This is a genomic window from Candidatus Latescibacter sp. IFSED24 (assembly GCF_058273205.1).
This window is the reverse complement of record NZ_CM177850.1, coordinates 4,218,864-4,243,222: the sequence shown is the minus strand read 5'-3', so window position 1 is coordinate 4,243,222 and position 24,359 is coordinate 4,218,864. Positions and strand designations below refer to the sequence as shown.

Here is a 24,359-nt window from a genome sequence, read left to right as displayed (position 1 = left end):
GCTAACTCGTTAGGATGCAGCACGGACGGGATATTCTGAAGGCACAGCCATCGGATGACGGTCGCGGGCTGGACGACGTAGAGAGCGCTACGCCAACCCGGCCAGATGCAGCTGAGGATGTCCCAGAAGGCGCGGTCTCGCCAGCGGAGGTCTGGTCTGATAGAATTTCTCTGTAGGACCTCGATCTGGTGACGGAGGGCAAGGTTTTCGGCGATCAGCGCATCACGGGATCGGAGGGCCGAAACGAGGGTCTGAAGCAGTAGTTTGAGAATGATCTGGGCTTATCGGCTGGATGCCGTAAGTCCTTGAATCATAGGGCGGACGAATATTCCGAAGGGACAGGTCTGAAGCAGTAGTTTGAGCATGATCTGAGCTTATCGGCTGGATGCCGTAAGTCCTTGAATCGCAGGACGGACGAATATTCCGAAGCAACAGGGGTTTTGAAATGAGTTCTAGTTGGGGGATTGATCACAAATGCGAGGATCGGAGCCTCCCCGGCCTAGCCGGGAAGGCTCCCGTTGACGTTAGTTTTTGAAGAGGGATTTGACCTCGCCCCAGCTCGTGTTCTCGGCTGCGACCGAACCATAGAACTCGGCGTGGAATCGAGTAAGCCAGCCATAGCCATAATATTGCCAAACACCATCCCATAACCATGCCACGTCGCCATCGGGGTAGCAGTCGTTGTTCTGCATCCAGTGGACGCTGTCACCGTCGTACCACTCTGAGTGGAAATAGACGATGGCGGCATAGACAACGCCTTCGGTCAAAACAACGTTGATGTTGTCGATGAGGACGTCGCCTCCGGCATCAGGCCAGTCTACCGTTACCGAGAAAAGCTCCGGGCCCATGGGCCGGTCGTTCCACTCAAAGATGCTAAAAGTAAGTTCGGTTATGGTGCCCTCCGGCGCAACGCTGAAGGTATAGTTGCTGAGTACGGGATTGCCCGCGGGCACAACAAAGACCTGAGCGATTTGTTCCCATCCATTGGTAACGGTGCCATCCCAGCACGGATAGGTGTCGATGACTTCATAGGCCATAGCGCCCGTTGCCAAAAAAACCAGAAGCACTGTGATTACTGTAGCGGGTTTCATCGTTGCTCCTTTGCGTTTGATGCTACTCGTGGTATCGCGACCGCTGAAGATCGATCACGATAGTGTGAGACCTATCGACTGAACCTCCCCGGGATTGACGGACTCATATGAAACTGTCTCCGGAATATCCTGGGCGATTCAACTTATGATTCCCTCATATTCTCAGTTAGAGTACCATTTTCGAGTACTTTGAGTCAATGACAAAGAGACGTCTTTAGGACATCTGCCGGACGGTGTCGAGCATTGCACACTCAGCTCATTCGTGCCATATTCTACCGTCAATAACGGACTCGAAGTCACATGAGCGGAAGAAAATGAACGACTACTTCCTCAATCCAACCGACACCGCCAAAGCTTTCAGTTTTCCGGAAGACATCTTGACCGTCCTGCTGGAGCTGCGATCATCGCTCAATGGGTTGCTTGTCGCCGCGGGCGTCGACCCCACCTTGACTCGCGCCACGGCCCGTGAGCTGAATCTCGACCGCAATCTCGTCTGGCGTATGACCCGTCTGGCCAGCACCCAAGACGTCCTTTCGGTCGCCCGGGACATCCCTTCCTCCAAACATTTCGCCATGCTGTGCGAGGTCTGTCGCGACCGCGGCGTGGAGCCCGAGGCTGTGGGCCTTCTCGAGGCCGCCGTCGCTCAGTTCGAGGAGATGATTGCCACGAGCCTGGGCGATCGCGAAACCCTGGAGGCCCTGGCCGCCAGCCTCGAGTACATGGATGTCACGCAACGCCAGGAATCAGGGCGCAAGCTTGCATTCTTGGGCAGCAGCTCCATCTGGGGAGTGCAGGCCCGCCTCAACTTCAAGACCTCCATTCTTGCCCCCTCGCTCAAGCGCGACGACAAACTCAGAACGGCCCGTCTCAACGGCCTGGTGCAGTTCCGACGTCTGCGACAGGTGGATTGGCCCATCATAACCACGCATTACTACAAAGATGATGGCTCGGTCGTCCCGCCCACGTATCATCCCCTGGAGACCAACATCGGGGTGGAGCATGATTTGCCTCTGCTCCCACAGTTCTGCTCGCACCCTTTACCAATAATCCGCACCACGAAGACCGATACCGGCTACCGCTACGAGATGCCTGCCGGCGCCATCGGCAACGCCGGGGCCTTGACCTGCGTTTTAGGTGATACCATCATCCCAGAGCTCAATCGATTCCGCACCGGGACCGATCATTATCTGGCCGCGATGATAGATCTGGTGACCCCGTCGGAGGCCGTAAACCTGGACCTGTTTCTGCACCGCGACCTGGAGTTTGCCACTTCGCCCGAGGCCCTCCTTCTGGACCGCCTTTCTGTCGATCGTGGCTTCCAGGTCGGATTCGACGAAAAACATATGCTTCCTTTATCGATCCGCCCCCAGCCCCTGGGCACCGGTTTGGCCGGTGCTTCCATCTCCGAATTTCCCGACTACGTCGATTTGCTGCAGCACGTGATAGGCAATCTTGACCACGATCCACGCGAGTTCCGTGGATACCGCCTGTATCTGAAGTATCCGCCCGTGCCTTCGGCGCTTGTGATGCGGATGATGATGCGGGAGGCTTAGTTTTGCGTGGCACGGGTTGCCGGCGTGTAGGAGACTCAAAGCGCCTCACCTGTCCCTTCGGAATATCCCATCCGCGTTGCTGCACTTGCAGTTACGTTGAAAGCGATGGCTGGATCGATCTGCCTCAGATTCTCAGAATCCTTCCGCTTCTTCGTCCAACCCGGGGAGCCAGATCTTATAGTAGCGGAAAACTGAGGTGGCATCGGCAGGCTTGAGGGCCTGCTTTTTTGATGGTCATAAGTTACTGGAATCAAACGGTTAGTGGATGGGTCCGCATAGGCTGCCCTACTATCGAATCATTTTGATTAACTCAGATAGACCGCTGACCCACGGCTATTCTCTGTGATTCTTAAGTTTCTGTGCTCGCCGTCATTTTGGTTAACACAGACCCACCCCATTTTCCTCCTATTTGATGACACCTTTATTCCAATTGGTGCTAGGCTACTTCGGCAGCCCACACCTCGCTCGTCTCCGTGGGCCGACACCTGCCTGACATCCTCGCGGCTGTGCCTACGCCGCACTTTACCTGACTCAAGATAGATCAACCGATTGATAGAAATCCGATCTCGCCTGTTCGAGGTTGGACGGTTCTGCGATTCCTACAGTGCAGGACGACTTGGCAGTTCTCCAGACACGATCTGAGCCTGCCGCATACGAGATGGAGGGAACACCATGTCGAAACGAATTGTCGCGGTCCGAGGGATCACTCTGATACTTGCGACACTGATAGCGGGAACGGTGGCGGCTGTCCCTTCGGTTTATTCCGTCCGCGTTGTCTTATAAGCAATTAGGGATTTGATCACGGTATTCAAAAAGAAGGGCCGATCACCTATATCTGGCACTCCACCTCGGATTCTCAGAATCTTTCCGCTTCTATCTCCAAGGCGGGGAGCCAGTTCTTTTAGTAGCGGAAAACTGAGGTGACACAGGCAGGCTTGACGGCCTGCTATTTTGATAGCCATAAGTTGCTGGAATCAAACGGTTACGGGGATGGGTCCGCGTAGGCTACTCTACTATCGAATCATTTTGGTTAACTCAGATAGACCGCAGACCCACGGCTATTCTCTGTGATTCTTAGTTTCTGTGCTCGCCGCCATTTTGGTTAACACAGACCTACCCTATTTCCCTCCAATTTGATGACATCTGTATTTCAACGCATGATAATGTCCAACTGGAAGTCCCTATTGATTAGGTATGTAGGTGCAATTCTGACTTCCCGGCGAATATCTAGACGACCAGATGATGAAATCGGGTCTGCCGGTTCGTTCCTGATATATGTCGACCTTATCGCGTCGTTCTACCAAACGGGATACAGGGAGGATCGCCATGAAGCAACTGATATCGCTACTGGTCGCGATGGCTGTGATTGCGCCGTCCGGATGGGGGCAGGACTGCATCGACTACAGTAACTACCTGCCAACGGTTGGGGGTGTGGAACTGGTATCCGCCTGGGATGTGTCGGTCTCAGGCACCCACGCCTACGTCGTCAGCCCAGTTTCGGGTCTGCAGGTAATCGACATCACGATTCCTACAAGCCCCCAGATTGTGGGTGGTGTGGACGCGCCGGGCTCCTACGGAGTAGCCATCTCAGGCAGCTACGCCTACGTAGCAGGCTCTGCCCAAGGTTTGCAGGTGATCGACATCACGAATCCAGAGGACCCACAGATCATCGGTAGTGTTTTCTCGCCAAATCTCCTTAGTGTTGCGGTCTCTGGTAACTACGCTTACGTCGTCGGCACAACTTCTAGTCTGCGGATAATCGATGTCACGAATCCCGCTAGCCCCCAGATTGTGGGCAGCGTGGATTTGCCGGACAGCGCTTGGGATGTAGCTGTCTCGGGTAACCACGCCTACGTCGCAAACAGGTATTCCGGTCTACAGGTGATCGACATTACGAATCCTGAGAATCCACAGATCGCTGGTTTCGTTAACACACAAGACTCTGCCTTAGGAGTGGCCACCTTGAGCGGCTACGCCTACGTTACAGACGCGTCTTCTGGTCTTCACGTAATCGACATAACGAATCCTGCGGACCCCCAGATCACCGGAAGCGTGGACACTCCAGGCAATTCCATAGGCGTGGTCGTCTCCGGTAGCTACGCATACGTAGCAGACTCATCGAGTCTGCAGGTGATAGACGTCACGAATTCTGCTGACCCCCAGATCACATGCAGCGCCGATACGCCGGGTAGCTTTAGTGTTGCTGTCTCGGGTAGCTACGCCTATGTAGCAGAAATAGGATCGGGTCTGCAGGTGATCGACATCACCAATTCTGAGGGTCCACAGATTATTGGCAGCGTGGATACGCCGGACGTTGCTTTAAATGTTGCTGCCTCGGGCAGCGTTGTTTACGTAGCCGACCGGAATTCCGGTCTGCAGGTTATTGATATTATGAATCCTGCAGATCCCCAGATCATTGGCAGCGTGGCCACGGGGAGCCAGGCCACAGATGTGGCCGTCTCTGCTAACCACGTCTACGTGGCGGCCCTAGAAGCCGGCCTGCGAGTTATCGACGTTTCCAATCCCGAGCAACCCTACATCGCAGGTAGCGTGTCTGATTTAGTACTAGCTGTTGGTGTTGCCGTCTCGGGCAACTACTCGTATGTCGCGGACCAGTTAGGGTTGAAAGTTATCGATATCGCGAATCCAGTTGCTCCCCAGATCTCGGGCAGCGTGTTCTCCTTTCTGTCCCGTGGTGTTGCGGTCTCTGGCGACTACGCCTACGTCGCCTGCGAAAATTTTGGTCTTCAGGTAATCGACATTATGAATCCTGCGAGCCCCCAGATTGTGGGCAGCTTGGAAACGCCAGAAAGTGCTTGGGATGTGGCGGTCTCGGGTAACCACGCCTACGTCGTAGACGAGTATTCTGGTTTGCTCGTAATCGACATCACGAATCCTGCTAGCCCAGTGATCGTCGGAAGCGTCGGTACGCCGAGTATCGAGCCCAGTGTTGCCGTATTCGGCGACTACGCCTACGTGACAGGGAACAGCGGTCTGCAGGTGATCGACATCACGAATCCTGAAAGCCCCCACGTAATCGCAGGCATGGACACGCCGGGCGGATCTAACGGCGTGGCGGTCTCCGGCACTCTAGTATATGTCGCGGACGGAAGTTTTGGGCTGCAGGTACTGCCGATACAGTGCAGTGATTTTGTCGCGGTAGAAGACGACCACGTCCATGAAACGCCAAGCGCAGGTCAGGTCTTAAGGGTTTATCCAAATCCATTCAATCCCCAGACAACGGTGTCGTTCTCGTTGCCTCGAGCCAGTTGGGTAGACGTCAGCGTCTATGACCTCACCGGACGCCAGACGATCTCGCTAGCATCGAGGCTATTCGACGCCGGACAGCACACGGTCAACTGGACTGGGCGCGACTCAGGTGGCCGTGCCGTGCCTTCAGGGACGTACATCGTTCGCCTGGATTCTGTGGAGAAAGTTGAGTCGAGGAAGGTGGTGCTGGTTCGTTGATCACCCCACACATTCCCTCCCTGCCTGCTGTTAGCTGAGGCGTGGGGTGGGGGTCAGGTAGCACGAGGGGAAGCACATCGAGCCGATCCCACCGCTTTAATTTGTTTTCCAGACCGGAGGGGAGCCTACCATGAATATTCCATCGCTCAGGCGTACACCAACTCTTCTGGTCGGCTTCACGATGCTAATCGCCGCCACGGTCCAGGCCCAGCCCGAGCGCGAAAACGTGACGTTACTCGGACGCATTGCGGATACAACGCCCAGTTGCCTCGAGCAATATCAGGGTTACGTCCTCGCCGCCCAGGACGATGTGCTGCGCGTCTACGTCGCCAACCCGAGCGGCACGCCCGAGGAAATATCCCAAATGGTGTTACCGCTGGCGGTGAGTCTTTCCATTCGTGACGGCGATCGACTTTACCTCCGGGGCGGTAGCGACATTCTAGAAGTCGACATCTCCGCCCTGCCCACACTGTCCGTTGTGGGCCAGTATTCCATTGCCCACGCGGGTTACATCCGATCCTGGAAGTCGGCCGCCGGAAAAATCTACGCTCTATTTAGTGACGGCTTGGCGGTCATTGACACCAATGAGCTGGGAGCGCCGGAGTCGTTTGTGACCTGCGAGTATTCGCTCGATTCAGGCATAGCCGTGCACGGCGATTATTTGTACATCGGTGGTGGTCCTGGATTCTTGGCTGCTCAGATCACGGCCGAAGGCACGCTGCAGGTGCACAGTCTGAACGAGATCGGTGGTTCTGTGACCGAGATGGCCATCCAGGACGACCACCTCTACTTCCAAGATCGCAACAGCCAATTCTGGGCCTGGAACTTGGATGATCCAGCAGCGCCGGTGGTTACGCATACCTTTAACTTCCCGCTCTATGCCGATGACCTGGACCTTGACGGCGGCTGGGCCGTGGCCATTGGCATCCATTCGAGTTTCGAGAACGGTTACTGGGTTATGGTGGTCGATCTCTCGACGCCAGGCCAGCCGAATCTGCTGACGGGCTACCGCCTCGCGGGGACCGGCAACCGTGCTGTGACTGACGGCGTCAGTTGGACTTACGTCATCCCGGCCCTCGGTCTGATTCGAGAGGTGCTCGCAGGCGACGGCCACGAGATCAGCGGTATCTTACCAACCAACGGAATGGGCAACTCCGTAGTCGCCGACGGCGGCCTGGCGGCCACGTCCCTTAGCTCGGTTCTAAAGCTCTTCGACGTCACCGATCCCGCCGCCCCCTTGACGGTAAGTTCAACGCCACTGGCTGGCTTTACGGCTGACTTCGATCTGGTGGGCGACCTAGCCGTCGTCACGAGTTGGGACTACCTGCATGTGCTCGAGATAGCGGACCCTGCGGCCCCAACGATCCTGGTAGAGATGATTGACCCCCGAGGCCGGAGCGTATTGCTGGACCCGCCGCACTTGTACCAGGGCGTTGGAAGTGGCACCGTCGAGGTGCTGGATATGAGCGACCCGGCCGTTCCCGTACTGCTCGGCTCGGTGTTCGCCGGCGGCTTTTTAAAGGAGCTGGCCCTAGATAAATCTAGGAACATCCTATACGCAGGGCGGCGGGGTGGCAGTCCTGGGGAGGGGTTGGTCGCGATCTCGTTGGCCGATCCTTCGGAGCCGGTGATTCTAAACGAACTGGACTGCGGCCCTGTACAACAGATTTCAGTGGACTCCCATCGTATAGCCATCACTCAAGAAGACGGCACGCTACTGCTATACGACTACCTCGATCCCGGCGCGCCTCAGCTACTATGGAGCCACATTGGACCACCGAATTGTCGGAGCGCCGTCTGGAGCGAGGAGTTCGTGATGGCGTCCTACGATGACGGAATGGTGCAGATCCTTCTGGTGGAAGACCCCACTGCACCCTTAGTAGTCGGTTACAGCCTGGCTCCAGGCGATCCGTATAGCAACCTCGCCTGGCACGAGAACGTGCTTTATGCCATCGCCCCTGGCAGCGGACTGGACCTGCTGCAGAACGACTTCGCGACGCCAACCATGGTGAGTTCGCTCAAGAGGACGCGGCTGCAGTGTCACCCCAACCCGTTCAATCCTCAAACGACGATCACGTACTCGTTGCCGAAGTCGGGTCACGTCTCACTGAAGGTCTTCGACCTTCGTGGTCGGTTGGTCAAGACTCTGGTGGAGGAGACCCTCGCTGCGGGCCACCACGAGGTCACCTGGAAAGGCCGCGACAGTCAGGGCCGCGAGGTTCCCAGCGGCGTCTACCTCTCCCGCCTTGAGGCCAACGGCCAGGTGGCATATGGGAGGATGACGCTGGTCAGGTAGACCGCCAACACGCTGAACACTTGCCCGCCGGCCTCCCCGCTGGCGGGCAACCTGTTTCCGGCCCTAATCGCGGCTTAAACCGCTCCTGTATTGGTCCACCGATTTTATATAGCTCCATCATCTTTATAATCCGTTGTCGAAAAACGTATTATAACCGACATGCTCCTCCCCCGCAGACATCTTAGGAGCAAGCCATGTCGTCCTATCCCCTTCCATCAGGCTGGCCCAAGTACGCCAAGACCGCGCTTCTGAATGCCATCGCGATGGCAAGCACGGCGCTTGCCGTAGCGCGCGGCCGAACTGCGACCCGCTGGCTTCAGATCGAGCTGGATCGCGCCATGCAAGAGATCTCACTCCTGCGGGAAGAACTCGACCTGAAGGACGCGCGCTGGATCAAGCTCTCACCGCGGCGGCGACCGCACTACTCGGCCGTCCAGCGGCTGCGCATCCTGCAGTTGAAGGCCGCCAGAGCGTGGTCCTGCGAGCAAGCTGCCGATGCCCTGATGATCGACGAGCAGACGCTCAAGTCGTGGCTGAGACGAGTTGACGAGAAGGGAGAGAGCGCCCTCGTCCAGACGGCAGAGCCCGTCAACCGCTTTCCGGACTTCGTCCGCTATCTCGTCCGCCAACTGAAGGTGCTGTGTCCGGAGATGGGGAAAGTCCGTATCGCTCAGGTCCTGGCTCGAGCAGGGCTGCACTTGGGCGCGACGACCGTGGGGAGAATGCTGAGGGAAACGCAGCGGCCCTCCGATGACGTGGCGTGTGCTGTGGCGACCAAGACGCGGCGGGTGACGGCCCGCTACCCCGGCGAGCTATGGCATCTCGACCTGACCGCTGTTCCCATCGGGGCCGGCTTCTGGGTTCCCTGGCTGCCATTCTCCCTGCCTCAGTCGTGGCCATTCTGCTGGTGGATCGCGGTCATCGTGGATCACGTCTCGCGTGCCGTGGTGGGTTTCTCCGTCCATTTCGGTCCGCCGACGAGTGAGCAGGTCCAGGCGACGATCAGCCGGGCGATCGAACGAAGCGGCGGTCTTCCACGGTCCATCGTCACGGACAAGGGTCCGCAGTTCTGGTGCCGATCCTACAGGCGATTCTGCCGGGACCTCGGCATCGGGCCGAGATTCGGGGCCGTCGGCAAGCAGGGCAGCATCGCTGTCGTCGAGCGTTTCATTCGGGGGATGAAGACAGAGTGTACCTCCCGGCTGCTTGTTCCCCTGAACATCGACACGATGCGACGCGAGGTAGGACTCTATGTGCTTTGGTACAATCTCCACCGCCCGAGTCAGGCACTTCGCGGAAGGACGCCGCAGGAGGTCTATGAGAGGAGGCAGCCGGCCAATGTCAGGCCACGTTATGAGCCACGTCGACGATGGCCGGCCGGCGCGCCGAGTGCGTTACCGAGGACGGACACCAAGGCAGATCCTGGGGCGCGCTTTTCGCTGGTCGTGAGCTACATGGGCGGAAGGAAGCACCTGCCGGTGGTCGAACTGCGGGAGGCTGCGTGACACCAAACGAAGAGCGATCGTAGAGTCTAGCCAAGCAGGGGGCGGTTTGCTTGGTATCTACTCGAGCTGACTGATCCACTAGCGCGCGCCGACTCATACGGCTACTGGAGCAGATCCGTGCGTTGCTGCGGGTCCACGGAACTCGGTGGACCAATACAGCAGGACCCAGAACAGTCGATCCCGGTATCGGAACACGGGGTTCGGTTTCTCCCGCTCGAGCACGAGGAGCTGCTGGCGCAGGGCCAGGTTCTCGAGGAGGAGGTCGCGACGGGGGCGGAGGAGGTCGCGCAGGGAAGCGAGTATGAGGTTGAGCATGAAGTCTCTATCGGCACGGCACCGACCGCAATGAGTCGCAATCCGTTGACAAGTAGCCGTTTACGATCTAGAGTCAGGAGTCGAGCGGGGTTTGTCTTGAACATGGAGTCCTGGTCGTGAGTCCCGACGGCATCAACACCGAGACCATCGTGCGCATCTGCCGGGCCAAAGGTGCGATCCGGGTCGCCATGTTCGGCTCGATGGCGCGAGGCGACGCAGGACCGGACAGCGATGTCGACTTGCTGGTGCGTTTCGGCAAACCCATCGGTCTGCTGGCCCTGGTGCGCCTGGAACGTGAGTTGTCCGAGGCCCTGGGGCGGGATGTCGACCTGCTCACCGAGGGAGCCGTCAGCCCCTACCTTCGCGAGCGCATCGAACGCGAACAACGGGTCCTGTACGATGCGTGAGGACACGGTCTACATCCACCACATGGTCGATGCCATCCACACCATCGCGCGATACCTCGACGGAGTGTCGGACGAGGAATTCCGGTCGGTCACCATGTTGCAGGACGCGGTGATCCGGCAGGTCCAGATCATCGGCGAGGCGGCGAAGCGGGTCCTGCCCGAGACTCGTGATGCACATCCTGGTATTCCATGGCGGGACATGGCCGGGATGCGCGATAAGCTGGTTCATGACTATCTCGGTGTGGATGTCGAGATGGTGTGGGCGACGGCCAGAGGAGATCTTCCTGCCTTGTTGCGGGAGTTGGAGGCGGTCTTGGCTGAGCGATGATCCGGTAGTGACAAGCCGGATTGATCTACCGTAGATTCTGAGATTCCTTTCGCTTCTTCGTCCAACCGGAGGAGCCAGTTCTTTTTGTAGCGGAAAACTGAGGTGGCATTGGCAGGCTTGAGGGCCTGCTTTTTTGACGGCCATAAGTTGCTGGAATCAAACGGTTACGGAGATGGGTCCGCGTAGGCTGCTCTACTATCGAATCATTATGGTTAACTCAGATAGACCGCTGACCCACGGCTATTCTCTGTGATTCTTAGTTTCTGTGCTTACCGCCATTTTAGTTAACACAGACCCACCCTATTTTTCCTCCTATTTGCAGACACCTGTACTCCTCTTTCTGCTACGCTCCCCCCGCAGCCCACACCCTGCTCCTCCCCGTGGGCGAACTCCTGCCTGGCATCTCCGCGGCTGTATCCGGGCCACCTCGAACGATGTTCCCTCATGATTTTCTATGTCCTCTTCGGCCTTCGGCCACGTTTTCAATTATGAGGGCGCGATGGGTCACCGCTGTTGCCCAGGTCCCGGAATGAGAGGAGAGAGAGATGAGAGGGAAAGCCATTCCTGCCATGGCAGTGGCCATATCCGCGCTATGGACGATTGGAGCTTGGGCCCAGGACTGCATCGAATACGAGGAGTATTTGCACTTCGCCGGTCAATGCTATGTGCCTGACAATGCGAATGGCATCGCACTGAACGGGGACCAGGTCTACGTCGCGTGCGATCTCTATCACCAGTCTCAGTTTGGCTCAATCCAGGTCATCGACATCTCGGAGCCGGAGGTCCCCAGCGTCATCGGCTCGGTGGATACGCCCGGCGCCGCGATGGATGTGGTTCTCTCTGGAAGCTACCTCTACGTGGCTAATGCCGATACTGGGCTTACGATTGTCGATGTATCAAACTCTGCCGCGCCCGTCATCGTTGGATCAGTAGACACCCCGGGATTGGCCGTGGGCGTCGCCGTCGTGGGTGCATACGCTTACGTTGCCGATACGGAAGCGGGACTCCAGATCATCGATACGTCGGATCCCCAATGGCCATCAATCGTCGGCACGGCAGTCATCCCGGACGCCGCGTTTGACGTCGTCGTGGAAGGCAACGTCGCCTTCGTGGCAGCCGGTTTGGCAGGTCTTCAGGTAATCGAAATCACGGATCCCAATGCACCGGTGATCATCGGAACGATCGACACGCCGGGTGTGGCGCTTGGCGTCACGATTGCGGAGGGTTACGCGTACGTGGCGGACGGGGAACAGGGTCTCCAGGTGATCGATATCACGAATCCCGTGGCTCCGTTCAGTATCGGATCAGCGGACACCCCAGGCGTTGCGCGTCGTGTGGCCCTGCAAGGAAATCTTGCCTGTATAGCAGACGGGCCATTGTCAGGTGTTCAGTTGGTCGACGTTACCGATCCCGCTGCCCCGGTATTGACGGGTTCCGTTCAAACCTCGCACTACGTCTCAGACGGTGCCTCCGACGTGGCAATACAGGGCGAGTACGCCTTCGTGGCAGAACGAAATGGGAGTCTGGAGGTGATCGATATATCGGCCCCATTCTTGCCCCCGTTACGTGGTTCATGGGCAGATCCACCGACGGCAGCAGACATAACCCTGTTCGGTGAATATGCCTATGTGAACTGTGCCGAGGGATTGGCTATTGTCGACATTACGGAGCCGCTTTCACCTCTCACTGTAGGATTGCTGGAAGACTTCCATTACACGGGGTTGGCAGTTTCTGGGGGGTATGCTTATGCGACAGTGCAGACATCTGTGTTACCTGACGACTGTCATTTCACCGTCATTGACGTCACGGACCCATCTACGCCGAGCATTGTCTACGATCAATACATGGGCGAGGGTCATGCAGGAGATGTTGTTGAATATGATGCGTGGGTCGTCGTAAGTGGCGGGGAGTTCGGTATCAAAATATTTGACGTCACCGATCCAGCAACGCCTGTAGAGATCAGTTCGCTGGGGACTGGAGGGGGTGATGTCGTTGTTTCGAATGGCTACCTATATGTGCTGAACGGGGGTAATCTCGATGTCGTCGATGTTTCTGATCCCTACAATCCATTCATCGCCGGATCAATGGAAAGCCCCGGGGGGATGGACTTGGCGGTGGTTGGCGACCTCGCTTACCTGCTGCGTGGAGTTTGCGCATTAGGGTTTCAGCTGGTGGTCGTCGACGTCTCGAATCCCGCCGCCCCCCTTACCTTGAACGAAATCGGTTTTCCGTGCTTGGAAGGAGGTGGTATGGACTTTTTGAGATCCATGGTCACTAACCTTGTTCAAGTTTCGTCTGAGCATGTCTACGTCGCCAATGGGGGGGGCTTGCAAGTATTCGACATCACGAATCCGTTCTCGCCATCGATCGTCGGCATGGTGCCAACTCAAGGAGATGCCCGAGCCTTGGCCGTGACGGACGACTGCGTGCTCGTTGCGGATGGTGGAGGCGGTGTTCAGGTCGCCTGGCCCCAGTGCGGAGGTCTTGTTGCCATTGAAGACGACCCCGAAGGAACAAGTCCGGATGAGGAGGTCCCAAGCGCCGGTATGCACCTTGCGGTCCACCCGAACCCCTTCAATCCCCAGACGGCGGTGTCGTTCTCGCTGCTTCAAGCGGGCTGGGCTGAAGTCAGTGTCTACGATCTCACAGGTTGGCAGGTGACTTCGCTTGCATCGAGGTTATTCGACGCCGGACAGCACACGGTTAACTGGAACGGGAGCGATTCTCGTGGCCGCGCGGTGCCGTCAGGGACGTATATCGTCCGGCTGGAGACGGATGAGCGAGTCGAGTCGAGAAAGGTGATGCTTATACGCTAGGCCGTCGAAACGCGTTGACATGCCTGAAGGATCGCCCCCCGCCATTCCATTACCTCAGGTATTTCCGACGATATAAAACGGGAGGTATAGTATGAAGTGGTCGCAATTATTCGCCGCCGTATCAATGGTCGCGCTCGCTGCCTCCGTTGCCGCATCTGATGTCGTGCCCACCGCCGAGATGAAAGGCGGCGCACCATTGACGACCGTCGAACGCCTGGAGTTGGCGGCAGTCGACCTCGCCGCCGCAGCCCTCGAAGACGCCGCTCGCGACGCCAATGGCCTCCCGCCCCGCTTCGCCGAGCCTGAAGACGTTACTTTGTCGCCGGAGGTGATCGGTACCTGGGAGACGGTGGCCGGCGGGAAACTCGTGCTCTGGCGGCTGCGGATTGTCGTCCCCGACGCTCTATCACTGAACCTTGGCTTCGATCATTATCGCTTACCCAGAGGCGGCCGCCTCGTTCTCCATCCGGCCGACGGCCGGCAGACGACGTGGGAGTTCACCGACCAAGACAACCGTGAATACGGCCAACTCTGGACCCCGGTCGTGCTGACGGACGATCTCGTGGTCGAGCTGACGCTGCCCGCAACAGCTCGCCACGATTACGCCCTTCACCTCGCGCGGATCGGCAAGGGATATCGCTTCTTCGGCGAGCCCGACCGCGAGAAGTCCGCGCCATGCAACAACGACGTGATTTGTCCAGAAGGTGACCCGTGGCGCACGGAAATCCGGTCGGTGGCGATGTTTCACGTTCAGGGTTCCTGGACCGGTTCCGGTGCGATGATCAACAACGTGGCGCAAGATGGCACGCCATACTTCCTGACCGCCCGCCACGCCGTCCCCTATCCTGTGGACGCCCCCACGATGGTCCTCTACTGGAACTACGAGAGTCCGACCTGTGATCAGCACGGCGGCGGTTCCTACGCCGACCACCAGGTCGGCGCAACCCTGCTCGCAAAATATCTGGACACCGACTTCGGTCTGGTCGAGCTCTGGGACATGCCCGATCCCGCGTGGAAGGTCGCCTACGCCGGCTGGGACCGCAGCGGCGACGACGCACAGTGGGCGGTCGGCATCCACCATCCCTGGGCCCACGAGAAATCCATCACCTTCGAGAACGACCCTACCACGGTCACCAGTCACTGGGGCGACGAGGTGCCGGGCGATGGCACGCACGTCCGCGTCGCTGACTGGGATGATGGCATCGTCGAGCCCGGCAGCAGCGGTTCGCCTCTCTTCAACGAGAATCATCATATCATCGGCCAGTGTCATGGCACCTATGTAGACACAAACTGCGAGACCGATCCTTTCCCGACCTGGTACGGAAGATTCGCGATGAGCTGGACCGGTGGCGGGACGCCAGAAACCCGCTTGGCCGATTGGCTGGGAGATCCTCTGGGGCCGAATCCGATGACGCTGGATGCTTACGATCCGTATTTCGCCGAACTGGAGGTCGTGCCGGATCTTGGGCTGGAATCGCGGGGCCCCACGGGCGGACCCTTCATGCCCTCGAGTCAGAGCTACTCGCTGGAGAATCGCGGCGGTTCGTCGTTCAGCTACCAGATCGTCGCCGACGTCTCGTGGCTGGAGCTTGCCGGCAGTACGAGCGGTAGCCTGGAGCCGGGCGGGAGTGTCACGGTCGACGTCAGCATCGGTGCCGGGGCCAACGACCTTCCGATCGGCATCTACGACGGCCAGGTCGGCTTCGAGAACCTGACCACCGGCAGCGGTGACACGACGCGGCCGATTCGTCTGGTAGTCGGTATGTCGGAATCCGAGTACAGCTGGAACATGGACGTCGATCCCGGCTGGTCTCGCGAGGGCCAATGGGAGTGGGGCGAGCCTCTCGGCCAGGGCGGCGACGATGCACCTTACGGCTATCCGGATCCCGACGCTGCCCACACCGGCACGAACGTGCTCGGATACAACCTGGACGGCAACTACGAGAACAACATGCCCGAATGGCACCTGACGACGGACGCCATCGATTGCTCTGACTTGATCGGCGTGTCGCTTCGTTTCAGCCGCTGGCTGAACGTCGAGACGTTCCCCTACGATCGCGCGGCGATCTCGGTCAGTTCCGACAGTCTGGACTGGACTGCGGTGTGGGACCACTATTGGTCCGTGAATGATAGTACCTGGCAGATCGTCGAGTACGATATCAGCGAGATCGCCGACGATCAGGAAACCGTCTACATCCGGTGGACCATGGGGCCCACGGACTATGGCTTTACGTTCAGTGGCTGGAACATCGACGATGTCGAGATTCTGAGCCTGATCACGTCCGTCGGTGAGACCGCGCCTCGGCGAACGGTCATCGGGAATGCCGTGCCGAACCCCTTCAATCCGCGCACCGAGATCCGCTTCGAACTGGCGCAGGCCGGACCCACTCGGCTGCGAATCTTCGATCTTCGAGGGCGATTGATTTCGGTGCTCGTGGATGAATCGATGCAGGCCGGTCAACACGAAGTCACCTGGAGCGGTCGTAACGATTTAGGACAAGACATGCCCAGCGGCGTCTACCTCTCCCGCCTCGAGTCCAACGGCCAGGTGGCGCATGGGAGGATGACGCTGGTTAGATAGGACGCAGTCACGCTGAACACTTGCCCGCCGGCCTCCCCGCTGGCGAGAGGTGAGCGGGGTAGGGCTGGAGATTTGTCCCTATCCGACTTCGGCGAACCCGACCTCGGTGCGCAGTCGAATAGGAGTGAAATTGACTACCAGGTTCCCGCTATTTGCGGACACCTGTACTCCCCTATCTGCTAAGCTCCCCCCGCAGCCCACACCCTGATCCTCCCCGTGGGCCCACCCCTGCCTGGCATCCTCGCGGCTGTGTTCGTCGCTCGACGCGCTCAAAGAAGGAGGATGCCATGAAAGTGATACCAAGCCATACCTTGACGTTGGCTCAAGCGATTCTCGTCACTATTATTCCGATTCTTATAAGCGTTATTCTAATCACGTACGCAGTCACAACCTATGCCCAATGTACATCCCCCCAGGTCATGGTACCCGGATCTCCTTATTCTATGTATTACCAGAATGGAGATGAACGTTATTTTTCTTTCGAACAACAATCGGAATCATGGGCAGTCATTGGACTGAAATCCGATTATGGATGGAACATGAATGTGTATGCCGACGGTGCCGGAGGTACATGGCCTGCATGTTTCGACAATCTGCTTGTTTCTGCCTCTATTGGTGCACAGGGCCTCAGTTTTGTAGTTGGCGATTTTCATAACAACCCTCTAGGGCAGTACTATGCGCATATTTCACCTCTCGATAGTTGGAATCCCTCCTTTCTGCAATGGGAAACGTCATCAGGAGTTTTGGAAACTGATGGGAGTATCTCGACGATCACAATTCCTTATGGAAATCTACTAGATGTCTGGGACATTTACTTCGAGAGCGGTCAGACATATTACTTTAGCGCAACACTCCCTATGTGGATCTTCCACAATGCCGACGCTTCAGATTACTGGGGTGATGGTCAAGTCGATGGGGTTCGTATTGAGTGGCCGACATACAGCTACACTGCACCAACATCGGGGTGGTACGGCATTGTAGTACAAACCGAACCGAGCTCATTTTCGTATTATAAAATTGGCGTCAGTGCAGAAGGATGCACGCCGCCGGTAACGTTGTCACCAGGTGTCGCTGATGTCTCTGCACCTCCTGCCTACAGTTATTACAAATTCAACAAGAGTAGCGATACATATATGGCGGTAGGGATAGATGGTGCTTCCCGGTACAATACTTGGGTCAGTATATTCGATAGAAACAACAACGTATGGTGGCCTGAGTGCTTTTATGGCTACCCACTAGAATATGGAAGTGTTGTTGTTGGTGACTTTCACAACATTACACCCGGAACCTACTATGTGAGTACTGGAAGCAATGACTCTGAGGGTGCGAAATTGGAGTATGAACCTGGAAGCGGAGTTGTTGATGTTGGTGGCATGCCTATCGAAAATACCATGGACGACGGCAATCTCTTCGATGTCTACGATGTTTATCTGGAAGGAGGAAGGCAATACGAATTCACATTTGATTATGGTGGGAACGCAAATTCACAGCTTAGTTTGTACCATAGTTCTGGAGAGTTTTCGTCGACACCAGAATGGGTGACAACTCTTCAGTCAACGTTGTACACCGCGCCAACTGACGATTGGTTTGGGCTACTTGTCTGGAAGTTGGACGATGGGTATTGCAGTTACAGTGTCGACGTAACGCTATATGACTGTGGAAGTATTCCATTGAACGGCTGCGCTGAAGTATTAGTGCCGAGGCTGCCATGGTATACCGACCAATGGAAGCACTATAGTGCTGAACAAACAGAAAGTACGTGGGTAGCATTTGCTATACGAGATTCAGCCTGGGCACAGCCGGCTCCACCGCTGCGAACAGAAAATTGGGACATACAGGTATTCGGTGAATTAGATGATCCATTGAACCCACCAAGCTGTTTTGGCCCTCTACTTGCAAGCTCGACAGAAGATTTCGGGGTGGACATTGTAGTCGGGGATTACCACCATATCCCATTAGGAACAGACTATATTAAGGTGTACCCGGTAGCATTGCCCCCGCAGTGGCCAGGGCACTACGGAGCATATCTTCAGTGGGATAACGCCGGGGAACATCTGACAGTGGGAGACCCGGCAACAGAGGTGTCGCTATCTCCGGGCGACGTTGTGAATGTTTGGAACATTGAGCTGCAGGCAGGTTACGAGTATGAAATATACTTCAATCGGTGGGGTGGGGTTGCCACCAATATTGAACTGCTAATGTATCGGAGTCAGACCGGGGCTTATTGGTTCAATAAAAGTCAAACGCTGGTCGAGACGTCCGGGTACCCGACAACGACATTCTCCTATACTGCGCCGGCTACAGACACATACGCGTTAGTAATAGTTAAAAACAGCGAGGTGCCGGGGGGCTATGCAATCGGTGTAAACCGATTGCCAGCGATGAGCCCTATTTCCGTCACAAGTGATCTTGTATTGGAATCAGACATGTTGTTTGAGGGTGACGGGTTAATAGTGCAGGTCGATGACATCTCTATAGACGGTAACGGTTTTAGGATCACCGGTAGTGGAGCAGGCTATGGAATAACCGCTGGCTCCGTCAGCGGCGTGACAATCAAGAATCTCTACATCACCGGATTCAGCAACGGGATTCGTGTGGATGGTGGCGGTAGTGCGCTGATCTTCGACAACGTGATCCACGCGAACACTGTTGGTATCGGGCTACACGGAGACAGCCAGAACCTCGTCACCCGCAATCTTGTCAGAGATAATGGCGTTGGTATGTCGTTGGGGATGACCAACAGCTGGATTTACAACAATGTGATCCTGGACATTTGCCTCGAAATGGAACAGACCAACATCTGGGTGAACACCGACGAGGGTGTCGGCAACTACTGGATCGACTACTGGGGCCAGGACGATGGCAGCGGTGATGGTACGGCCGGGGATTTCATTGGAGACACCGATATTCCGTATGACGGGAAAGACGATCTACCCCTCCTTGCGCCTGAACTGCCGGCCATGCCCGGTGGGTATATCCGTGACGGGTGGTGGATACAAAATCCATACCTCATGTGGCGCGGAGGCTGGTCCCCCGTCGAGATCCAGGTAACGGACAATCAGGGGCGGGTTCTCTCCGCCACAACCAATGAAATGGGCCTGGGTGGCTACTTCAAGGAGAACGAGACAGTCGAGCCTGGCTCGAAGCTGGTTCAAGCGATAGTGATTCCCAGCCCGGAGCAGGGCGCAGAGAACGGTATCTATACCTTCGAAATGACGGCCATTGAGGACCTGGACTACTGGATGGAGTGGTACGTAGTCTCTCCCGATGGGGTGGTCATGTACCAGAACGCCGTCGAGATACCGCTCGCGGCTGGAGAGACACGACGTGTCGCCACCGACTTTGAGGTGGTCCTAGATCCGGAAACGGGCGACTACATCACGACCATTGCCCGGCGAGTCGTAGCCCTTGACGTACTGCCTGGCACCTGTCCGAACGCTCTTGATCCGTTCATTCCGGATGTGCTGCCTGTGGCAATCCTGGGAACGCCGGATTTCGATCCGAGTCTAATTGACCAGCTCACGATCAACCTGCTGGGCGAGACTCCGCTGGCCGTTAGTCTCGCAGATGTCGGCAAGCCGGCGAACGAGCCTCAGGATATGTGTGACTGCACGACCGGCACTGACGGTGTATTGGATCTCTCTCTGGAGTTTGACCGACAGGCCATTGCGGACGCGATGGTCGGACTCGTCAGCGGCGGCCAGATAATCCTGGAGCTAAACGCGGACCTGACAGACGGCACCAAGATCGTCGGCTGGGACTGCCTGCTGATCCCGCAAACTGGCTCGATTGTCGGAAGTGTGCTGGCGGACTGCCCCGCACCGGGAACCGCACTCAACGGTGTAGTCGTCGACGCCTATGACTCGGTGACGGGTGACTTGGCGGCAAGCAACGAGACCGACGACTCGGGCAGCTACTCTATTCCGGATCTACTCATCGGCGACTACGTCGTTTCGGCGATGACGCCGTTGGGTTACGCCGCAACGGTGCAGGACATTCCCGCGACAGTCTTTGGCACCCACGTTGCGTCAGCAGACTTTGTCTTGACCTGCACCGAGCCAACGGGCAACCCACGCGGAACGGGATTCTGGAAGCACCAGGTCGGCGTGGCGACCGTAAGCAACGGGAACGCGCAGCTATCCGGCGGTGAACTCTGCGCACTCCTGGATAACATCGAGGCCCACTTCAACAGCAACTCGGTCAACCAGGTTGTCGTGTACGAACCGCCTGATTCCGACGAGTGCGCGGACAAGCTCGAGGTCGCCAAAAGCCTCCTGAACCTGCGCGGCCAACAAGAGCCGATCGCGCGGGCGCGGCAGCATTTCATGGCATTGCTGCTGAACGCTTCCGCCGGATACCTGTCGTTGCCGGCTGAAGTGAGTGAGGACGGCGCGACACTGTCACAGGCCATCACGTACTGCGATCTGATCATCGACGATTCGGGCGGTGACTATGAGCTGGCCAAGGACATTGCCGAGACGATAAATCGAGGTCAGTTGGTGGATGGCGACGTAATCCCGCTGGATATTGAGCAGATCGCGTACCGGAGGCCCGAGGGGGCAGTGCCGAACGCCTATGCGCTCGAGCAGAATGCGCCCAATCCATTCAATCCGGCGACGCGGATAGCATTCGCTGTACCTCAGGAATGTCGGGTGCAGATCTGTGTCTATGACGTCTCTGGGAGGCGCGTGGCGGTGCTCGTGGATGAGTTCAAGCCTGCCGGTAGACATGAAGTTTTATGGAATGGGACGGACGGCTCAGGTAGGCGAATGGCTTCTGGAGCGTACTTCTGCCGGATGCAGGCGAGTGGGTACGTCGAGACGACGAGGATGACGTTGGTGAAGTAGGAATTGCTGCAACTCAACACTTGCCCGCCGGCCTCCCCGCTGGCGGGAGGTGAGTGGGGTAGGGCTGGAGATTTGTCCCTATCCGACTTCGGCGAACCCGACCTCGGTGCGAAGTCGAATAGGAGTGAAATTGACTACCAGGTTCCCGTTATTTGCGGACACCTGTACTCCCCTATCTGCTAAGCTCCTCCCGCAGCCCACCCCCTGCTCCTCCCCGTGGGCGTACACCTGCCTGACATCGCAGCGGCTGTCTGGTTCGACTCTACTTACGTAGGCCGGTGCGCCTGCTGACGTCCTTCGGTTTTGCTCTGCGACCACAAGCTGAATCCGTGCAGGAGGTTGTTCCGATGTTTAGCCGGTACTACCTACCCATTTTGACGATTCTCGTATTCGCTGTCCCCTTTGCCCGAGCTGATGTCGTACCCACCGCCGATCGCATGAATGCCGCCCCGCTGAAGACGGTCGAGCGCCTGGAGTTAGCGCCGGTCGACCTGGCTGCGGCCGCGCTCGAGGACTCCGCCCGCGATGAGGAGGGGCTGCCGCCCCGGTTCGCCGAGCCTGAGGATGTCTCCCTGTCGCCGGAGATGATGGGCACCTGGGAGACCCTACCCGGCGGACAGCTGGTATTGTGGCGTCTGCGTATCGTCGTTCCCGGCGTGCGGTCGCTGAACCTCGGCTTCGATCGCTACCGTCTACCCAGAGGCGGGCGCCTCGTCCTCCACCCGGCCGAGGGCCGTCAAACCACCCGGGAGTTCACCGAGCGAGATAATCAGCCCCACGGCCAGCTCTGGACCCCCGTGGTGTTGACCGACGACCTCATCGTCGAGTTGACGCTGCCCGCGGACGTGAGGAACGACTACGAATTGCGCCTGATGCAGGTTGGCAAGGGCTACCGGTTCTTTGGCGAGACGGTACGTGACGACCAACCGATCTGGTGCATGAACGACGTGGTCTGTCCGGAGGGCGATCCCTGGCGGGACGAGATCAACTCGGTGGCCGTCTACATGATCTGGGGGACCTGGGTAGGCTCCGGCGTCATGGTCAACAACACCGCTGAGGACGGCACGCCCTACTTCCTGACCGCCTACCATTGCGGCATCAATCTCAACAACGACGAATCGATGGTCGTCTACTGGAACTTCCAGAGTCCGGTTTGCGGTCAGCGAGGTGGGGGTTCGCTCGACAACTACCAGATCGGCGCCATCTATCGAGCGAGCTACTATCCGAGCGATTTCTGCCTCATCGAGCTGGAAGAGTTGCCCAACCCCTCCTGGAACGTGACCTACTCCGGCTGGAACCGCAGCGATGACGATGCGCTCTGGGCTGTCGGGATCCACCATCCCTGGGCTCAAGAGAAGGCCATCAGCTTCGAGGACCATCCGACGACGACCACGAGCAATCTCGGTTACGAGGTGCCCGGCGACGGGACGCACATACGCGTGGCCGACTGGGACAGCGGCGCCACGTGGTTCGGCAGCAGCGGCTCGCCGCTCTACGATCACAACCACCAAATCATCGGTCAGCTCCACAGCGGTTACTCAGCCTGCGGCAACGACGAGAGCGACTGGTACGGCCGCTTCTCGGTAAGCTGGGAGGGAGACGGTATTCCGTCCCATCAGCTGCGCTATTGGCTCGATCCCCTGGGCCTGAATCCGATGACTCTGGATCTCTATGCTCCGAACGTCTCGGATTTGTACGTCACACCGTATGCCGGGCTGGAGTCTCAGGGAGAACTGGGCGGCCCCTTCACGCCTGGCGAGCGGATCTACACGCTGGCGAACCACGGAGTCTCGACGATCGACTACCTGGTCGAGACCGATGAACTCTGGCTGGAGCTCGCCGGTGATACAGGGGGCACTCTCCTGTCCGGAGCCACGGCCACGGTCACCGTCACGATCGGGACCGCCGCGGACGACTCCACCTTCGGCCGCTACGAAGGCACGGTCAGTTTCCTGAATCTGACCAGCGGAAGTGGCGACACTCAGCGGCCAGTACGTCTGTGGGTGGGCGGTCCGGTCGTCGCCTACAGATGGGACCTAGACACCGATCCGGGCTGGACCGGCGAAGGCGAGTGGGAACATGGCCAGCCGCTAGGGGCGGGTGGCCTGGAGGGCGGGTATCAGGACCCCAGTAGCGGGCATACCGGTGACAACGTGCTGGGATACAATCTGGGGGGAGACTATCCCGACAACTTGCCGCCGATGCATCTGACGACCGACGCAATAGACTGCTCGGCCCTGCAGGTCGTCACGCTTCGCTTCTGGCGCTGGCTGAATGTGGGGACCAACCCCTACGACCAGGCTTTGATCCACGTCAGCAATGACAGTGTCAACTGGACCAACATCTGGGCCAACAGCGTTGATCTCAATGACGTCCTCTGGGAGCCGGTCGAGTACGATCTCAGCGCAATCGCCGATGGGCAGTCCACCGTCTACGTGCGCTGGACCATGGGGCCGACTAACGGGATCTGGACCTTCAGCGGCTGGAACATCGATGACATTGAGATTCTCGGCCTGCCGATCGACGATGTGTCGGCAGTCGACAACCGCGCACCGGACCTGACCACGCTCGGCCGACCGGTACCCAACCCATTCAATCCGCGGACGACGATCTCCTTTTCGATCGCGGATGCTGGCCAAGCGACTCTTAAGGTCTTCGATCTTCGGGGTCGGCTGGTCGCGACCCTGGTCGATGGGATGGTCCCCGCCGGGCGACACGAAGCGGTGTGGAAGGGGCGCGACTCGTCGGGAACCGAGATGCCCAGCGGCGTCTACCTCTCCCGCCTGGAGGCCAACGGCCAGGTGGCGCATGGGAGGATGACGCTGGTCAGGTAAGTCGTCTCTACCCGACTACGAGCCCGCCGGCCTCCCCGCTGGCGGGCAATCTGTTGGGGGAGGGACATGAGTACGGGCTACGCTTTCTCCCTATTGGACCTCGAGGAACCGAACGCGGTGCGAGGTCGAATAGGAGGGAAACCGACTACCAGATCCTACTAGTTTGCAGACACCTGTACTCCCCTTTCTGCTACGCTCCCCCCGCAGCCCACACCCTGTTCCTCCCCGTGGGCCGACACCTGCCTGGCATCTCTGCGGCTGTGCCTACGCCGCTCTGAACTCAATTCTGGATAGATGGCCCGACTGATAGAGATCCAA

The 24,359-nt window shown here is 58.0% G+C and carries 12 protein-coding genes; 10 read left to right on the top strand and 2 right to left on the bottom strand.

The window, feature by feature from the left end:
* Positions 1-524: 524 nt before the first annotated feature.
* The gene (locus tag IFSED24_RS16950; RefSeq protein ID WP_491332666.1) at positions 525-1,091 is read right to left on the bottom strand and encodes a hypothetical protein; all 567 of its coding nucleotides are present in this window, start codon (positions 1,089-1,091) and stop codon (positions 525-527) included.
* Between the two features lie 314 nt (positions 1,092-1,405).
* Between IFSED24_RS16950 and IFSED24_RS16945 the strand changes: the two genes are divergently transcribed.
* The 4 genes from IFSED24_RS16945 (at position 1,406) to IFSED24_RS16930 (ending at position 9,913) form a co-directional block, all read left to right on the top strand.
* Entirely contained in the window at positions 1,406-2,644 is a 1,239-nt protein-coding gene (locus IFSED24_RS16945) for a hypothetical protein (protein WP_491332665.1), read from the top strand.
* A gap of 1,326 nt (positions 2,645-3,970) precedes the next feature.
* Positions 3,971-6,112, top strand: a complete 2,142-nt coding sequence (locus IFSED24_RS16940; RefSeq protein WP_491332664.1) for a T9SS type A sorting domain-containing protein — start codon at positions 3,971-3,973, stop codon at positions 6,110-6,112.
* Between the two features lie 130 nt (positions 6,113-6,242).
* On the top strand, positions 6,243-8,408 hold the full coding sequence (locus tag IFSED24_RS16935) for a FlgD immunoglobulin-like domain containing protein (protein WP_491332663.1): 2,166 nt from the start codon (positions 6,243-6,245) through the stop codon (positions 8,406-8,408).
* A 194-nt stretch (positions 8,409-8,602) separates the two neighbouring features.
* Entirely contained in the window at positions 8,603-9,913 is a 1,311-nt protein-coding gene (locus IFSED24_RS16930) for a DDE-type integrase/transposase/recombinase (RefSeq protein ID WP_491332662.1), read from the top strand.
* 93 nt (positions 9,914-10,006) lie between these two features.
* Here IFSED24_RS16930 and IFSED24_RS16925 read toward each other — a convergent pair whose 3' ends face one another.
* Positions 10,007-10,228: a hypothetical protein gene (locus IFSED24_RS16925; RefSeq protein ID WP_491332661.1), complete on the bottom strand. Its 222-nt coding sequence runs from the start codon at positions 10,226-10,228 to the stop codon at positions 10,007-10,009.
* Between the two features lie 116 nt (positions 10,229-10,344).
* Here IFSED24_RS16925 and IFSED24_RS16920 point away from each other — a divergent pair, with 116 nt between their 5' ends.
* The 6 genes from IFSED24_RS16920 (at position 10,345) to IFSED24_RS16895 (ending at position 24,041) form a co-directional block, all read left to right on the top strand.
* The gene (locus IFSED24_RS16920) at positions 10,345-10,635 is read left to right on the top strand and encodes a nucleotidyltransferase family protein (protein WP_491332660.1); all 291 of its coding nucleotides are present in this window, start codon (positions 10,345-10,347) and stop codon (positions 10,633-10,635) included.
* A complete protein-coding gene (locus IFSED24_RS16915; protein ID WP_491332659.1) occupies positions 10,628-10,963 on the top strand; it encodes a HepT-like ribonuclease domain-containing protein in 336 nt (111 codons plus the stop codon). The genes IFSED24_RS16920 and IFSED24_RS16915 overlap by 8 nt, the downstream gene beginning before the upstream one ends.
* Before the next feature lie 545 nt (positions 10,964-11,508).
* Positions 11,509-13,779: a T9SS type A sorting domain-containing protein gene (locus IFSED24_RS16910; protein WP_491332658.1), complete on the top strand. Its 2,271-nt coding sequence runs from the start codon at positions 11,509-11,511 to the stop codon at positions 13,777-13,779.
* 91 nt (positions 13,780-13,870) lie between these two features.
* Positions 13,871-16,360, top strand: coding sequence for a trypsin-like peptidase domain-containing protein (locus IFSED24_RS16905; RefSeq protein WP_491332657.1), 2,490 nt, complete (start codon positions 13,871-13,873; stop codon positions 16,358-16,360).
* 287 nt (positions 16,361-16,647) lie between these two features.
* The gene (locus tag IFSED24_RS16900) at positions 16,648-21,207 is read left to right on the top strand and encodes a FlgD immunoglobulin-like domain containing protein (RefSeq protein WP_491332656.1); all 4,560 of its coding nucleotides are present in this window, start codon (positions 16,648-16,650) and stop codon (positions 21,205-21,207) included.
* A gap of 347 nt (positions 21,208-21,554) precedes the next feature.
* A complete protein-coding gene (locus IFSED24_RS16895) occupies positions 21,555-24,041 on the top strand; it encodes a FlgD immunoglobulin-like domain containing protein (protein WP_491332655.1) in 2,487 nt (828 codons plus the stop codon).
* Positions 24,042-24,359 lie beyond the last annotated feature (318 nt).

Excerpts from the sequence above, each read along its gene's own strand:
- IFSED24_RS16915 (WP_491332659.1), top strand. The coding sequence starts at position 10,628 with ATGCGTGAGGACACGGTCTACATCCACCACATGGTCGATGCCATCCAC.
- IFSED24_RS16895 (WP_491332655.1), top strand. The coding sequence starts at position 21,555 with ATGTTTAGCCGGTACTACCTACCCATTTTGACGATTCTCGTATTCGCT.
- IFSED24_RS16925 (WP_491332661.1), bottom strand. The coding sequence starts at position 10,228 with ATGCTCAACCTCATACTCGCTTCCCTGCGCGACCTCCTCCGCCCCCGT.
- IFSED24_RS16940 (WP_491332664.1), top strand. The coding sequence starts at position 3,971 with ATGAAGCAACTGATATCGCTACTGGTCGCGATGGCTGTGATTGCGCCG.
- IFSED24_RS16945 (WP_491332665.1), top strand. The coding sequence starts at position 1,406 with ATGAACGACTACTTCCTCAATCCAACCGACACCGCCAAAGCTTTCAGT.
- IFSED24_RS16905 (WP_491332657.1), top strand. The coding sequence starts at position 13,871 with ATGAAGTGGTCGCAATTATTCGCCGCCGTATCAATGGTCGCGCTCGCT.
- IFSED24_RS16930 (WP_491332662.1), top strand. The coding sequence starts at position 8,603 with ATGTCGTCCTATCCCCTTCCATCAGGCTGGCCCAAGTACGCCAAGACC.
- IFSED24_RS16950 (WP_491332666.1), bottom strand. The coding sequence starts at position 1,091 with ATGAAACCCGCTACAGTAATCACAGTGCTTCTGGTTTTTTTGGCAACG.
- IFSED24_RS16900 (WP_491332656.1), top strand. The coding sequence starts at position 16,648 with ATGAAAGTGATACCAAGCCATACCTTGACGTTGGCTCAAGCGATTCTC.
- IFSED24_RS16910 (WP_491332658.1), top strand. The coding sequence starts at position 11,509 with ATGAGAGGGAAAGCCATTCCTGCCATGGCAGTGGCCATATCCGCGCTA.
- IFSED24_RS16935 (WP_491332663.1), top strand. The coding sequence starts at position 6,243 with ATGAATATTCCATCGCTCAGGCGTACACCAACTCTTCTGGTCGGCTTC.